General features: G+C 73.8%; 17 protein-coding genes. 7 read left to right on the forward strand and 10 right to left on the reverse strand.

Translation table 11 applies throughout. The features are described from left to right. Positions 1 to 244 precede the first annotated feature (244 nt). The 3 genes from ACPYOM_RS15260 to ACPYOM_RS15270 all read left to right on the forward strand — a co-directional run bounded on the left by ACPYOM_RS15260 (position 245) and on the right by ACPYOM_RS15270 (position 3801). The gene (locus tag ACPYOM_RS15260) at positions 245 to 1906 is read left to right on the forward strand and encodes a helix-turn-helix domain-containing protein (protein WP_481346612.1); all 1662 of its coding nucleotides are present in this window, start codon (positions 245 to 247) and stop codon (positions 1904 to 1906) included. Between the two features lie 104 nt (positions 1907 to 2010). Next, positions 2011 to 2505 (forward strand): YciI family protein, encoded by a 495-nt coding sequence (locus ACPYOM_RS15265; protein ID WP_481346613.1) that lies wholly within the window; start codon positions 2011 to 2013, stop codon positions 2503 to 2505. Continuing rightward, positions 2506 to 3801 (forward strand): DUF6596 domain-containing protein, encoded by a 1296-nt coding sequence (locus tag ACPYOM_RS15270; protein WP_481346614.1) that lies wholly within the window; start codon positions 2506 to 2508, stop codon positions 3799 to 3801. 34 nt (positions 3802 to 3835) lie between these two features. On the opposite strand, the gene ACPYOM_RS15275 is transcribed toward ACPYOM_RS15270, so the two are convergent. Next, positions 3836 to 4375, reverse strand: coding sequence for a DinB family protein (locus ACPYOM_RS15275; protein WP_481346615.1), 540 nt, complete (start codon positions 4373 to 4375; stop codon positions 3836 to 3838). Between the two features lie 72 nt (positions 4376 to 4447). Between ACPYOM_RS15275 and ACPYOM_RS15280 the strand changes: the two genes are divergently transcribed. The 3 genes from ACPYOM_RS15280 (at position 4448) to ACPYOM_RS15290 (ending at position 7945) form a co-directional block, all read left to right on the forward strand. Continuing rightward, positions 4448 to 5074: a LysE family translocator gene (locus ACPYOM_RS15280; RefSeq protein ID WP_481346616.1), complete on the forward strand. Its 627-nt coding sequence runs from the start codon at positions 4448 to 4450 to the stop codon at positions 5072 to 5074. 67 nt (positions 5075 to 5141) lie between these two features. After that, positions 5142 to 6647, forward strand: a complete 1506-nt coding sequence (locus ACPYOM_RS15285; protein ID WP_481346617.1) for an FAD-binding oxidoreductase — start codon at positions 5142 to 5144, stop codon at positions 6645 to 6647. Then, the gene (locus tag ACPYOM_RS15290) at positions 6644 to 7945 is read left to right on the forward strand and encodes a class I SAM-dependent methyltransferase (protein ID WP_481343393.1); all 1302 of its coding nucleotides are present in this window, start codon (positions 6644 to 6646) and stop codon (positions 7943 to 7945) included. Before ACPYOM_RS15285 ends, ACPYOM_RS15290 begins: the two co-directional genes overlap by 4 nt. A gap of 21 nt (positions 7946 to 7966) precedes the next feature. Here ACPYOM_RS15290 and ACPYOM_RS15295 read toward each other — a convergent pair whose 3' ends face one another. The 3 genes from ACPYOM_RS15295 to ACPYOM_RS15305 form a co-directional block, all read right to left on the reverse strand. After that, positions 7967 to 8365 (reverse strand): VOC family protein, encoded by a 399-nt coding sequence (locus tag ACPYOM_RS15295; RefSeq protein WP_481343392.1) that lies wholly within the window; start codon positions 8363 to 8365, stop codon positions 7967 to 7969. Between the two features lie 53 nt (positions 8366 to 8418). Further along, on the reverse strand, positions 8419 to 8679 hold the full coding sequence (locus ACPYOM_RS15300; RefSeq protein ID WP_481343391.1) for a metal-sensitive transcriptional regulator: 261 nt from the start codon (positions 8677 to 8679) through the stop codon (positions 8419 to 8421). A gap of 94 nt (positions 8680 to 8773) precedes the next feature. Beyond that, entirely contained in the window at positions 8774 to 9316 is a 543-nt protein-coding gene (locus tag ACPYOM_RS15305; RefSeq protein ID WP_481343390.1) for a hypothetical protein, read from the reverse strand. Between the two features lie 119 nt (positions 9317 to 9435). On the opposite strand from ACPYOM_RS15305, the gene ACPYOM_RS15310 reads away from it, so the two are divergent. Beyond that, positions 9436 to 9672 carry an ECF-type sigma factor gene (locus ACPYOM_RS15310; protein WP_481343389.1) on the forward strand — a complete coding sequence of 79 codons (237 nt, stop codon included), beginning with the start codon at positions 9436 to 9438 and terminating at the stop codon, positions 9670 to 9672. Positions 9673 to 9720: 48 nt separating this feature from the next. Here the strand turns inward: ACPYOM_RS15310 and ACPYOM_RS15315 are convergent, their stop codons facing one another. Genes ACPYOM_RS15315 through eboE form a run of 6 tightly spaced genes read right to left on the reverse strand, consistent with a single transcriptional unit; the run spans position 9721 to position 15476 of the window. Next, entirely contained in the window at positions 9721 to 10338 is a 618-nt protein-coding gene (locus ACPYOM_RS15315; protein ID WP_481343388.1) for a class I SAM-dependent methyltransferase, read from the reverse strand. 14 nt (positions 10339 to 10352) lie between these two features. After that, on the reverse strand, positions 10353 to 11366 hold the full coding sequence (locus ACPYOM_RS15320) for an alpha/beta fold hydrolase (protein WP_481346618.1): 1014 nt from the start codon (positions 11364 to 11366) through the stop codon (positions 10353 to 10355). Between the two features lie 18 nt (positions 11367 to 11384). Then, positions 11385 to 11768 carry a VOC family protein gene (locus ACPYOM_RS15325; RefSeq protein ID WP_481346619.1) on the reverse strand — a complete coding sequence of 128 codons (384 nt, stop codon included), beginning with the start codon at positions 11766 to 11768 and terminating at the stop codon, positions 11385 to 11387. 38 nt (positions 11769 to 11806) lie between these two features. Continuing rightward, positions 11807 to 12817 carry a sugar phosphate isomerase/epimerase family protein gene (locus ACPYOM_RS15330; RefSeq protein ID WP_481343056.1) on the reverse strand — a complete coding sequence of 337 codons (1011 nt, stop codon included), beginning with the start codon at positions 12815 to 12817 and terminating at the stop codon, positions 11807 to 11809. A gap of 32 nt (positions 12818 to 12849) precedes the next feature. Next, complete coding sequence (locus ACPYOM_RS15335) at positions 12850 to 14298, reverse strand: alkaline phosphatase family protein (RefSeq protein WP_481346620.1); 1449 nt, start codon at positions 14296 to 14298, stop codon at positions 12850 to 12852. Further along, positions 14295 to 15476 carry a metabolite traffic protein EboE gene (eboE, locus tag ACPYOM_RS15340; RefSeq protein ID WP_481346621.1) on the reverse strand — a complete coding sequence of 394 codons (1182 nt, stop codon included), beginning with the start codon at positions 15474 to 15476 and terminating at the stop codon, positions 14295 to 14297. The genes ACPYOM_RS15335 and eboE overlap by 4 nt, the downstream gene beginning before the upstream one ends. Positions 15477 to 15622: the final 146 nt, after the last annotated feature.

Below are 15622 nucleotides of genomic sequence, written 5' to 3' on the forward strand. Positions count from 1 at the left end.
CGCTTGCCCTTCGCCCTGCCCGGCAACCGCCCCCTCACCACCATGGCTCGGCACGCGGAGCAATGCTGAGCGCCCGGAGGCTCACCTCCGACGCGCCGTCGGGCCGGTACGCAGACACGTGGTGGTGGGGGTAGTGCCGGGAGCCGCCATGCCGTCGTCCACATCCTCCTTGGTCAGCTCATGGCGTCCACAGGACGGGCCGAGCCCAAGGGTGGCCAGCTCACGCCCGGGTCAGGGTACGGACATGAGCTCCAGCAGCCCGCGCCCCGCGAGCCCCGTCGGCAGTCCCCTCGACCTCGGTGCCGAGGCGTTCGGCGACGCCCTGCGACACGTCCGTCGGGTGCACCGGCTCAGCCAGCGGCAGCTCGCGAGCTGGCTGCAGGTCCCCCGGTCGCGGGTGGGGCGCCTCGAGGCCGGCGACCTCGGGATCAGCCTGGGGGATGCCATCGGGCTCTTCCGGGTGCTCGGGTTCCGGATCGTGCCCTCGCACGACTTCCCGTGCCGGCCGCGACCGGACCAGTTGCCCGGCCGCGACGTCGACCGCAGCCCGAACCGGTGTGAGGAATGGTTCCTCGACGGCGCGATCGTGCACCGCGACGACGCGGGCCGCGCGTTCCCGGCCCACGGCGTGACCGACAGCGCGCTGGTCCCGGGCCACTGGGGTGCCCGTTACGGCTGGGGCCCGACCGGCCGGGTGCCCTGGGTGCACGACCGTCGTGGCCCGCGCGCTCCGGGCGCTCCGGCAGGGCAGGATGGCGGCATGTCTCCGACGAACCCGAACCCGGGAGACGCCCCCGGCGCTGCCGACGCCCCCGACGCCACCGACGCCACCGACACGAACGCCGCGACCGACACGAACGGCGCGACCGCCCCGAGCGACGACACCGCTGCGGCCGCGGCGGTGGTGGCCGCCTCGTCGCCGCAGATCCGCGCCGCCGTCGAGGAGTACGCCGCGCGGCGTCCCGCGCTGGAGGTGGCCACGCACCGGTTCATCGAGCTCGTGCGCGACCTGCTCGACGACGCCGGCATCAACTACCTCAGCGTCACCGGGCGGACCAAGAGCGTCGAGTCCTTCGCCGCCAAGGCCGAGCGACGCCGCGACGGCCGCCTCGTCCACCCCGACCCGCTCGAGGACATCACCGACGGCGTCGGGGTCCGCGTCATCACCTACGTGCCCGACGACGTCACAGCCGTCGCCGAGCTGCTCGCGGAGGAGCTCGCCGTCCTCGACGACCGCGATCTCGGCAAGGAGACCGCCCGCTCGGGCCGGTTCGGGTACGCCAGCCGGCACCTGCTCGTCGGCATCGACGCGAGCCGCACGGTGCCCCGTGAGTACGAGTCGCTGGGCCGGCAGAACGCGTCGGTCCAGGTGCGGACCGTCCTGCAGCACGCCTGGGCCGAGTTCGAGCACGACATCCGCTACAAGGGCAGCGTCCCCGAGGAGCACGCGAGCGACCTCGACCGCCGCTTCACCCTCGCCGCCGGGCTCATCGAGCTCGCCGACCGGGAGTTCTCCGCCATCCGCGGGCGCCTGCAGAAGGTGCTGCCGACGCGTCCGGCCGACACCGGCGAGCGCCCGGCCCCCGGCATCGCGGCGCAGGACCTCGCCAAGTTCCTCGCCCACCGGTACACCGACGCCGGCTGGTCCCGCGCCGACCACTACACCTGGATCTCGGGGCTGCTGCTCGAGCTCGGCGTGACGTCCGTCGACCAGCTCAGGGAGGTGCTCGGACCCGACGACGGCGCCGACCTCACCGAGCGGATGGGCTACAAGTACCCGCCCGGCGCGGTCCGCCGCCTCGACGACGCCCTCCTGCAGCGCTTCGCCGAGCGCTACCTCGCCCTCGACGGCAACGCCCATCGGCGCGAGTCCCTCGCCGCCCGCCTGCAGAAGCTGCGCGCCTGAACGGCCGGAAACTTCTCCACGGCTCGTGTCGATTCCGCCGAGTCGAGTTCGTCAGCATGATGTGACGAGGGTCGTCACGCATCCGCACCGACGAGGAGCCCACCATGACCGACACGTACGCCTACCTGATCCACGAGCCCGACTGGGACTCCGACGCCTTCCTCGCCGGGGCCCCGGACTCGAGCGCCCCGGCCGGCAAGGACCCGTCCGCCCCCTCCGGCACCACGAGCGGCACGGGCAGCATGAGCGGCGCCGCCGTCGCGACCGTCGAGGCCCCCGCGGAGGCCCCCGCCCAGGCCGAGGGGTCGTTCCCCGCGCACCGCGCCTTCCAGGAGGCCGTCGCCCGGATGGGCGCCCGCATCGTCGGCGGCGCGGCGTTGCAGAACTCGCGGTACGGGGGCACCGTGACCCCCGGCTCCGGCGACCGGAAGGCCGAGGACGCCGTCTACACCGACGGCCCGTTCACCGACACCGCCGAGGTCATCACCGGCTTCTACCTCGTCGAGACCGACGACGAGGACACCGCCCGCCGGATCGCGGCACTCGTGCCGTCGGAGGGGCACGTCGAGTGGCGCAAGGTCTTCCCGACGGGGATGTGAGTGCCGCTCGCGCCGGGTGAGTTCGAGGAGGCGTGGCCGCGCGTCGTGCGCGCCCTCGCCTCCTTCACCGGCAGCCTCGACGACGCGGAGGAGTACGCCGCCGAGGCGGTCGCCCGCGCGGCCGAGCACGAGGAGCGCACCGGCAGGTCCATCGACTCGTGGACGGCCTGGTGCACGACCGTGGCCAAGCGGGCCTGGCTCGACGACACGCGTCGACGCGCCGCGCTGGACCGCCTCACACCGCAGCTCGTCACGCCGCAGGAGCGTCCCGAGGCCGACCCGACCGCGCAGCACGCCGCCGCCGACCACACCGCCATGGACACCGACGACCTGGCCCGCGAGGGGCTCGACGACCGCCTCGCCCTGCTCTACGTCGCCTGCGACGAGGCGCTGTCGCCCGCCTCGCGCATGGTCCTCGCCCTTCGCGTCGTCTGCGGTCTCACCGTCCCCGAGATCGCCGGCCACCTCGGGGTCCAGGACACCGCGGCCGCGGCCCGGCTGACCCGCGCGAAGAAGGCCCTGACGGACGCACGGGGAGCCTTCCACGTGCCCGACGCCAGCGAGCGGGACCGCCGCCTGCCGGTGGTCCTCGCCTGCGTGTCCGGGATGTTCACCGTCGCGCACCGCACCGTCCTCGACCCCGCCGACGCCCTCGCGGACACCGGCCGCCAGGCCCTGTCCATCGCCGACGCGCTCGTCGCCGAGCACCCGGGCGACCCCGAGGTCCGGGGGCTGCGCGCCGTCATCCGGCTGGGCCTCGCGCGCCGGCCCGGTCGCCTCGACGCGGACGGCACCGGCCTGGCCCTCGACGAGGTGGACCGCCGCCGGTGGGACCGGGCCCTCGTCGCGGCCGGGCTCGACGACGCCACGGCCGCCACCCGCGGCGACGGACGCTTTGCGATCGAGGCCGTGATCGCCGGGCTGCACACGGCGGCACCGACGTTCGACGCGACGGACTGGCCCCGCATCGTCCAGCTCTACGGCGCGCTCGAGGAGCGCTGGCCCTCCCCCGCAGTCCGTGTCGCGCGCCTGGCCGCCACCGCGCACGCCCACCTCGCCGGACGCGCCGACGCCGTGGGTGACGCGCCGTCCCTGAGCGACGTCGAGCGCGAGCTGACCCTCCTCGCAGAGGCGGCACCCGCCTACGCGAGCCGTGACGCCGCCCTCGCCCTGGCCGACGTCGAGTGGCGCACCGGCCGGCGCGCCTCCGCGGCCACCCGCTACCGCGACCTCGCCGACGTGCTGCCCACGGAGCCGCTCCGACGCTTCTGCCTCCGCCGCGCGGCGTCGGCTTGACGGGCGGCATCGGCCTGACGGGCGGCTCGCCGCCTCACTCCCCGGTGACGCCGTCGAGCGACTCGCGGATGAGGTCGGCGTGGCCGTTGTGCCGGGCGTACTCCTCGATCATGTGCAGGATGATCCAGCGCAGGCTGAACTGGCGGCCCTCCTTGTGCGACGACACGACCGACAGCCGGTCCAGGCCTCCCGTGGCGAGCGCCTCGTCGATGTGGCGTCGGGCGGTCCCGACGGCCTCGTCCATGAGCCGGTGCAGCTCCTCCGGGCTGTCGTCCGCGGCCGAGGTCAGCTCCCAGTCCGGGTCGGCGTCCCAGTCGGCGGAGTCCCACGGCTGGCCCATCGGCCGGCCGTGCAGCACCCGTCCGAACCAGCTGGCCTCGTTGAGCGCGACGTGCTTGAGCAGGCCGCCGAGCGTCAGCGTCGACGGCCGGTGCGGGGTCGCGAGCTGCTCGGCGGTGAGACCCGCCGTCTTCCAGCGCAGCGTGTCGCGGTGGTAGTCGAGGAAGGCGAGGAGGGTGGTCCCCTCGTCGGCGGCGAGCGGCGGGTCGGTGCGGTCCGGCGCGGGTGCGGTCATGGCGCCCGACGCTAGTGTCCGCCCCGCGGAAAACGCATGTCGTTATCGGTGCCCCGGGCCCACACTGGGTCGGTGCCCAGCTCCAGCCAGTGGATCGCCTTCCTCGTCGCCTCGCTCCTGTTCATCCAGGTGCCGGGCCCGAGCCTGCTGTTCACCATCGGTCGAGCCCTGACCGTCGGCCGCCGCGAGGCGCTGCTGTCGGTCGTCGGCAACGCCCTCGGCGTCACGACGCAGGTGCTGCTCGTCGCGGTGGGCCTGGGGGCCATCGTCGCCGCGAGCACCACCGCCTACGGCGTCGTCAAGGTCGCCGGTGCGGCGTACGTCATCTGGCTCGGCATCCAGGCGATCCGCCACCGCGCCGAGGCGCGTGAGGCGCTCGAGGCCCAGGTCGCGGCCAAGCGCGGACACGCCCTGCGCGTCGGGTTCGTCGTCGGCGTCACCAACCCCAAGACCATCCTGTTCTTCGTCGCCTTCCTGCCGCAGTTCACCAACACCGCGGCGGGCCACGTCGGCCTGCAGATGGCGGTGCTCGGCGTCGTCTTCGGGGCGATGGCGGTGTGCTCGGACAGCGTCTGGGCGCTGGCCGCCTCGAAGGCCCGCGACTGGTTCGCGCGCAAGCCGACCCGCCTGGACCGGCTCGGTGCGGCGGGCGGCACGATGATGGTCGGCCTCGGCGTCACGCTCCTCGCCCGCGAGTGACGACCGAGGGACGACACGGGAACGCGCCTGACCGCCACGTGGCCCGCGAGCATGCTTGAGTAGGACCGTGGCAACCGGTCAGGTCACCGCCCCGGCACTGCGTCCCGCACCGAGCGAGCGGCGGCGCGACCACGAGCGTGCCGTCGAGGCCGCCCGGCGGTCGTACGCGGCCATCCCGCCGGGCGCACGGGTGCGCCTGGCCAAGCGCACGTCCAACCTCTTCCGACCCCGCACCCCGACCGGGGCGCCGGGTCTGGACCTGTCCGGCCTGACCGGTGTCGTCGAGGTCGACCCGGAGGCGCAGACGGCGCGGGTCGGGGGCCTCACGACCTACGAGCAGCTCGTCGACGAGCTGCTGCCGCACGGGTTCGTGCCGCTCGTCGTGCCGCAGCTGCGGACCATCACCATCGGTGGGGCCGTCACCGGGCTCGGCATCGAGGCGGCCTCGTTCCGCAACGGGCTCCCGCACGAGTCGGTCCGGGAGATGCGGGTCCTCACGGGGGCCGGAGAGGTGGTGACCGCCACCCCCGAGGGCGAGCACGCCGAGCTGTTCCGCACCTTCCCCAACTCCTACGGGTCCCTCGGCTACGTGCTCGACCTCGTCATCGAGCTCGAGCAGGCGCACCCGTGGGTCCTGCTGCGGCACGTGCGGTTCGACGGCGTCGAGGCGCTCGTCGACGCGGTCGGCACCGTCATGGCGGATGCTGTGTGGTCCGGCGAGCGGGTCGACTTCGTCGACGGCGTCGTGTTCGGCCCGCGCGAGGCGTACCTGACGTTCGGCCGGTGGTCCGACGACGTGCCGCACGGCGCGCGACCCAGCGACTACACCGGCGAGCAGGTCTACTACCGCTCGATCCAGCACCGGCGCACCGACGTGCTGTCGGCCCACGACTACCTCTGGCGCTGGGACACCGACTGGTTCTGGTGCAGCCGGGCCTTCGGGGCCCAGGTCCCGAACGTGCGCCGCCTCTGGCCCCGGCACCTGCTGCGCAGCGACGTGTACTGGAAGATCGTCGCCCTGGAGAACCGCTACCGCCCGATGGCCCGGCTCGACCGGCTCCGGGGGCTGCCCCCGCGCGAGCGCGTCGTGCAGGACGTCGAGATCCCCCTCGCGCGCACGGCCGAGTTCCTCGACTGGTTCCTGCGCGAGGTGCCGATCGAGCCGGTGTGGCTGTGCCCGATCCGCCTGCGCGACAGCGACGTCCAGGCGTCGGTGCGCGACGCCGACGCGGACGTCGACGCGGACGCCGACGCGGACGCACCGGGCCGCTCCGACGCCGAGCCGACGCCGTGGCCGCTCTACCCCATGCGTCGGGGTGAGCCCTACGTCAACGTCGGGTTCTGGTCGACGGTCCCGATCGAGCCCGGCGCCTCCGACGGCGACGTCAACCGCCGCATCGAGGATGAGGTGACGCGCCTCGGCGGCCACAAGTCCCTCTACTCGGACGCCTACTACGACGAGGCGACCTTCGCGCGCCTCTACGGCGGCCCGGCCTACACGGAGGCCAAGAACAGGTACGACCCCGCGGGTCGGCTCCCGACCCTCTACGAGAAGGCGGTGCGAGCAGGATGACGACGCTGACGGTGGGCGAGGCGTTCGACCGGATCTACGGTGCGGACGCGCCGGTTCGGGTCGTCGCGTGGGACGGGTCGAGCGGGGGCAGCCCCGACGGGCTCGTCGTCCGGCTGACCGGCCCGGAGGCCCTCAACCATCTCGTGACGGCCCCCGGGGACCTCGGTCTGGCCCGGGCCTACCTCCTCGGCGAGCTCGTCATCGACGGCATCGACGAGGGCGACCCCTACGAGGTGCTGCGCGTGCTCGGCGAGGGCCTGCACCCCCGGCGGCCCGGCGCCCGCGACGCGCTCGAGCTGGTCAGGCTCATCGGCGCGAACCGCCCGCACGTGCCGCCGATCCCGCCCGAGGAGGCGCCGGGTCAGCTGCGCCGGCTGGCGCACGGGCTGCGCCACGGCCGGGCCCGCGACGCCGAGGCGATCCACCACCACTACGACGTCTCCAACGACTTCTACGAGCTCGTGCTCGGGCCCTCGATGACGTACACGTGCGCGTGCTACCCCTCCGAGACGGCCTCGCTCGAGGAGGCCCAGGCCTACAAGTACGACCTCGTCGCCCAGAAGCTCGGGCTGCGGCCCGGCATGCGGCTGCTCGACGTCGGCTGCGGCTGGGGCGGCATGGTGCGCCATGCGGTACGCCACTACGGCGTCACGGCGCTCGGCGTCACGCTCTCGCGCGAGCAGGCCTCGTGGGCGCAGCGGGCCATCGCGGCCGAGGGCCTGGCCGAGCGCGCCGAGGTGCGGCACTGCGACTACCGCGACGTCACCGAGCGCGGCTTCGACGCCATCAGCTCGATCGGGCTGACCGAGCACATCGGGGTGCGCAACTACCCGTCCTACTTCCGGTTCCTGCGCGAGCGGCTGCGCGACGAGGGCCGGCTGCTCAACCATTGCATCACCCGGCCGGACAACCGCCATGCAGGTCTTCCCGTCCGCGGCTTCATCAACAAGTACGTCTTCCCCGACGGCGAGCTGACCGGTTCGGGCGACATCGTGCGCGTCATGGAGGACGAGGGCTTCGAGGTCCGCCACCACGAGAACCTGCGCGAGCACTACGCCCGCACGACCGGAGCCTGGAACGCCAACCTCTCCAAGCACTGGGACCGGTGCGTCGAGCTCGCGGGTCTCGGCACGGCGCGCGTCTGGGGACTCTACCTGGCCGGGTCGCGACTCTCCTTCGAGCGCAACGAGATCCAGCTGCACCAGGTGCTCGCGTCCCGCACGAGCAGCGACGGCGTGTCCGGGTTCGCGTTGCGTCCGCGCTTCGAGCCGGCCGACCTCGAGCGGCCGTTGGGCTGACGCGTCGCCGACCGCTCGCGGTCAGAGGTCGCCGGCGGCGCGCCGCTCGGCGTCGCTGCGCAGGATGCAGAACTCGTTGCCCTCCGGGTCGGCCATGACGACCCAGCCGCGGCCGTCCGGGGTGCGGCAGTCCTGGACGACGGTCGCACCGAGCCCCTCGACGCGGGCGACCTCGTCGTCGCGCGGGCGGTCGGTGGGGCGCAGGTCCAGGTGGACGCGGTTGCGCACCTGCTTGGCGTCCTCGACCTCGATGAACAGGAGCCGGTGCGACTCGTCCGGCGAGGAGATCATGCACTCCTCGTGGCCCGGCTCGTTCGGGTCGGCGGGGTCCTCGTGGTAACCGAGGAGGTCGGCCCACCAGACCGACTGGGCATGGGCGTCGAGGGCGTTGACGGTCGTGTGCGAGAGCTGCAGGGCCATGCCGGACATCCTGCTGGGGCCGACCACGCCCGGCCACCGGATATCGGCGGGTGTCAGGCCAGCGAGAGGAACAGCCGCTGCATCGTCTCGACGTCCATCTCGCCGTTGTCCGGGTCGGCGAGGCACTGGCGCAGGCCGAGCGCGATGACGGCGAACCCGGCGCGGTCCAGGGCCTTGGAGACGGCGGCGAGCTGCGTGACGATGTCCTGGCAGTCTCGGCCCTCCTCGATCATCCGCACGATGCCGCCGATCTGGCCCTGGGCACGGTTGAGCCGCTTGACGACGGCCTTCATCTCCTCGGCGTCGAGCTCCATGGGCGACCTCCTCGAGGACGGGAACGCCACGATGATACCCGGCGGCGTATCGGAACGGGCTTTCCCGCAGACTCTCCCAAGCAGGTAGGTCGCCTCAGTCGGAGCCGCCGAGGTCGACGTCGTAGGCCTCGTGGAGCAGGTCGTCGCCCTTGCTCCGGTGGCGCACGAGCCGCGCGACGAGATCGCCGACCTCCTCGCGGAAGACCGGCAGGTCGGCCATCGTCCCGCCGTGCTCGAGGACGGCGAGGTAGCCGTGGATGCAGTCGCGCAGCTCCGGGTGCTCCGCCCGCAGCCGGCCGGCGACCCCGGCCAGTCGGGGGGCGGCGTGCGCCGCACGGTCGTAGGCGCCGCCGCTGCTCTCGGTGAGCAGGACGTGGTCGTCGAAGTCGTGGGCCAGCTCGGCGAGGGCGGCCCGGACCCGCTCACGCCACATCCCGCCGCGGGCCAGGGGGGACTCGAGGGCCGCACCGACGGCGGTCACCGACTCACGCAGCTCGGCCCGGTGCGCCCGGACGCGCTCGAGGTGGGCGGCAAGACCGTCCGCGGGTGCGATGGCCGTCGACGGGCCGGCCGGCATTACGGCGTCGTCCGCGCCGCGGTCGGGCGCGACCTGCTCGGTCCCGGTCTGAACGTCCATGTCGACCCCCTCGATGCTCCTCCATGGTGCCCCGGCGCGCGACGCGCGTCCATACCCCCGGATCGGCGTCAACCATGGTTGACGCCTTGGCCGAGCGGGCGTAGCGTCGTCAACGCAGGTTGACGCAAAGGGGTGGACGGGTGGAGGTGGACGACGTGGTGCGGACCGCGCTCGCGACGGGTGACGACGACCCACGGGTGGCCCTGGCGGCGGCGCGGGAGCTGCGACGGGCTGCGGACCGGACCGAGGCCGCCGTCGTCCGGCGCGCCAGGGTCGCCGGCCTGGCCTGGGCCGAGATCGCCGATGCCCTCGGCGTCAGCCGGCAGGCGGTGCACAAGAGGTACGGACGTCGCTGAGCCGGCCAGCTGAGGCGGGGGTCGGCCTCGCGCCCGGGGCGTCCCTGCTCAGGTCCGGGACAGCACGACGACGGTGTCGAGCGCCTCGCGCGGGCCGTCCTCGGTCTGCACCGGCCGCACCCTGATGCCCGAGCGGACCGCCTCGACGGGGAGCCCGTCGACGAGGTCGAGCACCTCGTCGGGGTCGTGGAGCACCTCGCGGGCGCTCGGGCCGCCCCAGCCCTCGGTGAGGTTGCGGCCCGCGTGGCAGACGACGACGACATGACCCCCGGGGCGCACCGCCGCGACGCCGGCCGAGAAGGCGGCGCGCATCGGCTCTCGGGGCAGCTGCAGGTAGGAGAAGAGCACGAGGTCGTAGGAGGCGGGCTCCCCCGGCGCGCTCGTCGTCGCGTCGGCGACGAGCGGCGTCAGGCGCGATGCGTCGTCGCCGAGCAGGTCGGCAGCCCGGGTGCGCATCCGGTCCACGGCGACCTGCGAGTAGTCAGTGGCGACGACGCTCCAGCCCTGCTGCACCATCCAGATCGCGTTGCGGCCCTCGCCGGCCGCGACGTCGAGGGCGGTGCCGGGCGTGAGCGGCCCGACGATCTCGGCGACGAACCGGTTGGGCTCCACCGACCAGACGAGCTCGCTCGCCGCGTACCGCTCGTCCCAGGCGTGTGCGTCCACGACCCCATCCTCGCTCACGCCGGACCGGCCGTGGGCCGGCGGACGCCGTCGTTCGACTGCAGTGCGTCGTCCGCCCGGAGCGCGTCGACGCCCTCGAGCCACGGCTCGACCTCTGCGAGGAAGCGCTCGGGCACCTCGAGCTGTGGCGTGTGCCCGACGTCCTCGAGCCACACCGTGGCCCACCCGGGGTTGCGCGTCGCGGCCCGACGAGCCGCCGCGAGCGGCACGAGCCGGTCACGGTCGCCGTGGACGAGGAGGACCGGCCGGTCGATGCCGGACAGGAGGGCGTCGTACCGACGCGGGCGGCGCAGCACTCCGAGGAGGGAGCGGGCCGCGCCGAGGAACTCGGTGTCCCGGGCGGGCAGGGAGCCGCGCCACTGCGTCAGCGTGACGCCGGCGTCGACGACCGCGTCGTCGGCGCGCGTCGCGTCGGCGAAGCAGAGGCGGACGGTGCCGAGGACGCGTTGCCGGTCGGTGAACCGGCTCTGCATCCGCGAGAGGAACAGCTCGCCGACGCGGGGCACGGCGTAGAGCGCGAAGGTCATCGCGACCTGGGGGTCCTGGCGCTGCCGCGGGTTGGGCAGCGCCGGGTCGACGAGCACGAGACCGGCGACCCGCTCGGGCGACCGACCGGCGAGCAGCAGCGACACCATGCCACCCATCGAGTTGCCGACGAGGACGGCCGGCGCGCCGACGACCTCGTCGAGGAACCGGCCGAGCACCTCGGCGTTGGCGTGGACGCTCGTCGAACGTGACCCGGCCGGCGTCAGGCCGAAGCCGGGCAGGTCGAGGGCCACGACGCGTCGGGCTGCCGCGAGCGCCGGGCCGACGTGGACCCAGTTGAGGTGCGAGCCGCCGAGGCCGTGCACGAGGACGACCGGCGTGCCGGACGCGTCACCCTGGACGGGAGTGCCCTCGGGCGGGCTGAACTCCACCCAGTGCACCGGCCCGTCGAGGTGGGTGACGTGGCTGCGGCCGCCCCAGGGCGCCGCGAGGTCGAACGGGGCGTCCCCGGGGATCGCGCTCACCCCTGCAATCTACAAACCTCAGTCACCGGGAGTGGCCCGCGGGCGCTGCTCGACGAGGCCGACGAGGTTGCCCTCGGAATCCTTGACGAAGGCCATCCACTCGTCCGTGTCGGCCGGTCCGAGGGTGTCGTCGTCGTGGCCGAAGATGACGTGCGGCTCGGTCTCCACGGTGACGCCCGACGCGCGCAGCCGCTCCACGGTCGCGTCGATGTCGTCGACCCGGTGGTAGAGCAGCGTGCTCGGAGCGGCCCGGTCGAGCAGCAGCCGGACACCGCCGAGGTCGAAGAAGAGCAGGCCCGGCGGGTCGAAGGAGGCGAGGGGCGGGGTGCCGAGCAGGTCGGCGTAGAAGGCCCCCGCGCGGTCGAGGTCCTCGGCCCGCTGGGCCACCTGGATGAGTTCCATCCCCCGACGGTAGACCGTCGGGTCCGCGTCGAGGGGTCTCAGCCCCGGCCGCTGCTGAAGGCGGCGTCGAACGACGCGCTCGGCGGCTCGAAGTTGAGCCGTCGGACGTGCTCGAGGGCCTCGGGTGCACCGACGAGGCGGTCCATCCCCGCGTCCTCCCACTCGATGGAGATGGGGCCGTCGTAGCCGATGGCGTTGAGGGTCCGGAAGCAGTCCTCCCACGGCACGTCGCCGTGCCCGGTCGAGACGAAGTCCCAGCCCCGACGCGGGTCGCCCCACGGCAGGTGCGAACCGAGCCGGCCGTTGCGGCCGTTGCCGATCCGCTTGCGGGCGTCCTTGCAGTCGACGTGGTAGATCCGGTCCTTGAAGTCCCAGATGAACGCCGCCGGGTCGAGGTCCTGCCACACCATGTGGCTCGGGTCCCAGTTGAGGCCGAACGCCTCTCGGTGGCCGATCGCCTCGAGCGTGGCCTGCGTCGACCAGTAGTCGTAGGCGATCTCGCTGGGGTGGACCTCGTGGGCGAACCGCACGCCCACCTCGTCGAAGACGTCGAGGATCGGGTTCCAGCGTCGGGCGAAGTCGGCGTACCCCTCCTGGATGACGTCGTCGGACACCGGCGGGAACATCGCGACGTACTTCCACACCGCCGAGCCGGTGAACCCGACGACGGTGTCGACGCCGAGCTTCGCCGCGGCACGCGCCGTGTCGGCCATCCGCTCGGCGGCCCGCCGGCGCACCCCCTCCGGGTCCCCGTCGCCCCACACGGCCGCGGGCAGGATGTCCCGGTGTCGGTGGTCGATCGGGTCGTCGCACACGGCCTGGCCGACGAGGTGGTTCGAGACGGCCCACACCTTGAGGTCGTGCTTGGCGAGGATCTCGAGGCGCGACTCGACGTAGCCGTCCTCGGTCAGGGCGCGGTCGACCTCGAAGTGGTCGCCCCAGCAGGCGATCTCGAGGCCGTCGTAGCCCCATTCGCCGGCCAGGCGGCACATCTCCTCGAAGGGAAGGTCGGCCCACTGGCCGGTGAACAGGGTGATCGGTCGAGGCATGTGAGTCTCCTTGGCGCTGTGGGTGCTCGGGGTCAGGTCGCGGGAACGGCTGCGGGGACGGCTCCGGGAACGGTTGCGGCGACGGTTTCGGCGACCCGGACGCCGGCAGCCCCCAGGACGAGGTCGTGGACGTCCGTCGCCGCCACCGTCTCACGGCCCAGCCCCGCGTCGGACATGAGGAGCAGGGGCCTGTCCTCGGGGTCCTCCGGCAGCCGGCCGTGGCTTCCGCGCACCCATCGCGGGTCGAGCGGCACGACGCTCATCGCGTACCTCAGGCCGACCTTCTTGCGCACGAGCGACACGGCGGCACGGGCCTTGGCGGAGCGGTCGGCCGGGTCGAAGAACAGCTCGGCCGGGTCGTAGCCGGGCTTGCGGTGGATCTCGACGCCCCGGGCGAAGTCGGGCGCGCGACGGTCGTCGAGCCAGTAGTAGTACGTGAACCACGCCCGCGGCTCGGCCACGAGGACGAGGTCGCCGCTGCGCTCGTGGTCCAGGCCATGGGCGGCCTGCCCCGCCCGGTCGAGGACGAGGTCGATGCCGGGGACGGCAGCGAGCAGCGTCCGCACGTGCTCCAGGCGGGCGGGGTCGCGCACGTAGACGTGCGCCACCTGGTGGTCCGCGACGGCGAAGGCCTCGGACGCCCACGGGTCGAGGTACTCCATACCGGCCTGCGTGTGCACCTCGAGGAGACCCTCGCGGCGCAGCACCCGGTTGACGTCGACGGGTCGGTCGACCTCGGTGATGCCGTACTCGCTGACCACGACGACGGCGGCGCCCAGCCGTTCGGCGTCGTCGAGGAGCGGGGCGAGCACGGCGTCGAGCTCGGCCGCGGCGGCCCGTGCCTCGGGCGACGCGGGCCCGAAGCGCTGGAGGTCGTAGTCGAGGTGCGGCACGTAGGCGAGCGTCAGGTCGTGCTCGGGCAGCAGCATCCGGGTCGCATCGACGATCCAGCGGGAGGAGGCGATCGAGGCGGTCGGGCCCCAGTACTGGAAGAGCGGGAACGGGCCCAGCCGTTCGACGAGCCGGTCGTGCAGGGACACCGGGCGGGTGTAGCAGTCCGGCGACTTGCGCCCGTCGGCGTGGTAGACCGGCCGCGGCGTGACGAGCGAGTCGACGTCCATCCCCATCGCGTACCACCAGCAGACGTTCGCGACGCGGGCGCCGGGGCGGACGCGGCGCAGCGCGTCCCAGACCTTCTCGCCCTGCACGAGCGCGTTGTGCTGCCGCCAGAGGAACACCTCCCCGAGGTCGCGGAAGTACCAGCCGTTGCCGACGGCGCCGTGCTCGGCCGGCATCCGGCCGGTGAGGAACGTCGACTGCACCGAGCACGTGACGGCCGGCAGCACGGTGCCGAGGGTCGCCTGTGAGCCCCGCTCCGCGAGGAGCCGCAGCCGCGGCATGTCGCGCAGCGCCCGAGGGGTCAGGCCGACGACGTCGAGGAGGAGGACGGGGCGCGGGTCGGTGCTGGTGGAGGTGCTCATGCGGGCTCCTTGAGGCCGAGGTCGATGAGGGTGTCGCGCAGCCACGCCAGCTCGCCGGCGATGCTGCGGGCGAGGCCGGCGTCGTCGCGAGGCCGGTGCCGCTCGGGCACGACGGCCCACGTGTACGTCTCGACCTCGAGGTGGTCGGTGCGGACGGTCTCGCCACCGACGAGCACCTCGAGCGAGCGACGCAGGTCGTCGGTCGTCGCGGTGAGTGGCGGCTCGGGGGCGGTGCCCAGCGGCACGTGGAAGTGCACGCGCCACGGCTCGTCGGCGTGCGCGCCGAGCGGACGGCGGCCGCCGAGGGCCTCGCCGAGGTCGTCGCGGGCACGAACGAGGCCGGCGAGGTCGCGCGAGCGCACCTGGTGCAGGAACCGCTCCTCGTCGAAGGACGAGAGGGCGGCCCGGGTCGCCGCGTCGGTCGGGTCGGCCGCGTGCAGCCCGGCGGAGACCTGGGCCTTGGCGACAGCCATGCCGGACGCGTCCAGCGCGGCCACGGCGTCCGTCGCGTCCTCGAAGCCGACGGCGAGGTGGCACAGGTCGAGGCACGTGCCGATGACGTCGCGGTCCCAGCCCCGGGTGCGCTCGACGAGGTCGGCGACGGTCTCGATGACGCACCCGGGCTCCGGCTCGACGGCGACGCGGACGGTCCGGCCCGTCGAGTCGCACAGGGCGTGCAGGTGCGCGGCGAGGCGCTCGAACTGCTCCGCTGCGAGGGCCTGCCGGTCGCCGAACCACGGGTGCCGCCAGCCGAGCGGGAGCGTCGAGATGCTGCCGCGGGCGGCATCGTCCGGCAGCAGCCGGACGAGCACGTCGGCGAGGTCGCTCGTGTAGCGCAGGCGCGCCGGCTCGCTCCAGTCCGGGTGGTAGACGCGGTGCTTGACGACCGGCTCCTGGAACCCGCGGTACGGGAAACCGTTGAGCGTCACGACCTCGAGGCCCCGCCGGTCGAGCTCGCGGCGGAGGCGGTCGGTGAGCGACGGGTCGCCGGCGAGGGCACGCGCGACGGGGGCGCTGAGCCACAGGCCGAGGCCGAGAAGCTCGAGCCCGAGGTGCCGCCGCACGGGCAGGGCGAACCGCTCGAGCTGGCCGACGACCGTGTCGAGGTCCTCGCCGCCATGGACGTTGGTGCAGTACGCGACGTGCACGGTCGTGCCGTCGGCGTGCCGGAGGCGCACGACTACTCCCTCGACCCGCGCAGCACCGAGTTGCCCTCGTACGTCGCCGTGCCCGCGCCGACGAGGCCACCCTCGGGGCGGTCACCGTCGGCGTCCTCGGGCAGCTCGAGACGACCGCTCTGGGCGAAGAACTCGACGGGGTTGCG

This window comes from Monashia sp. HAY1-2A, from assembly GCF_056755315.1.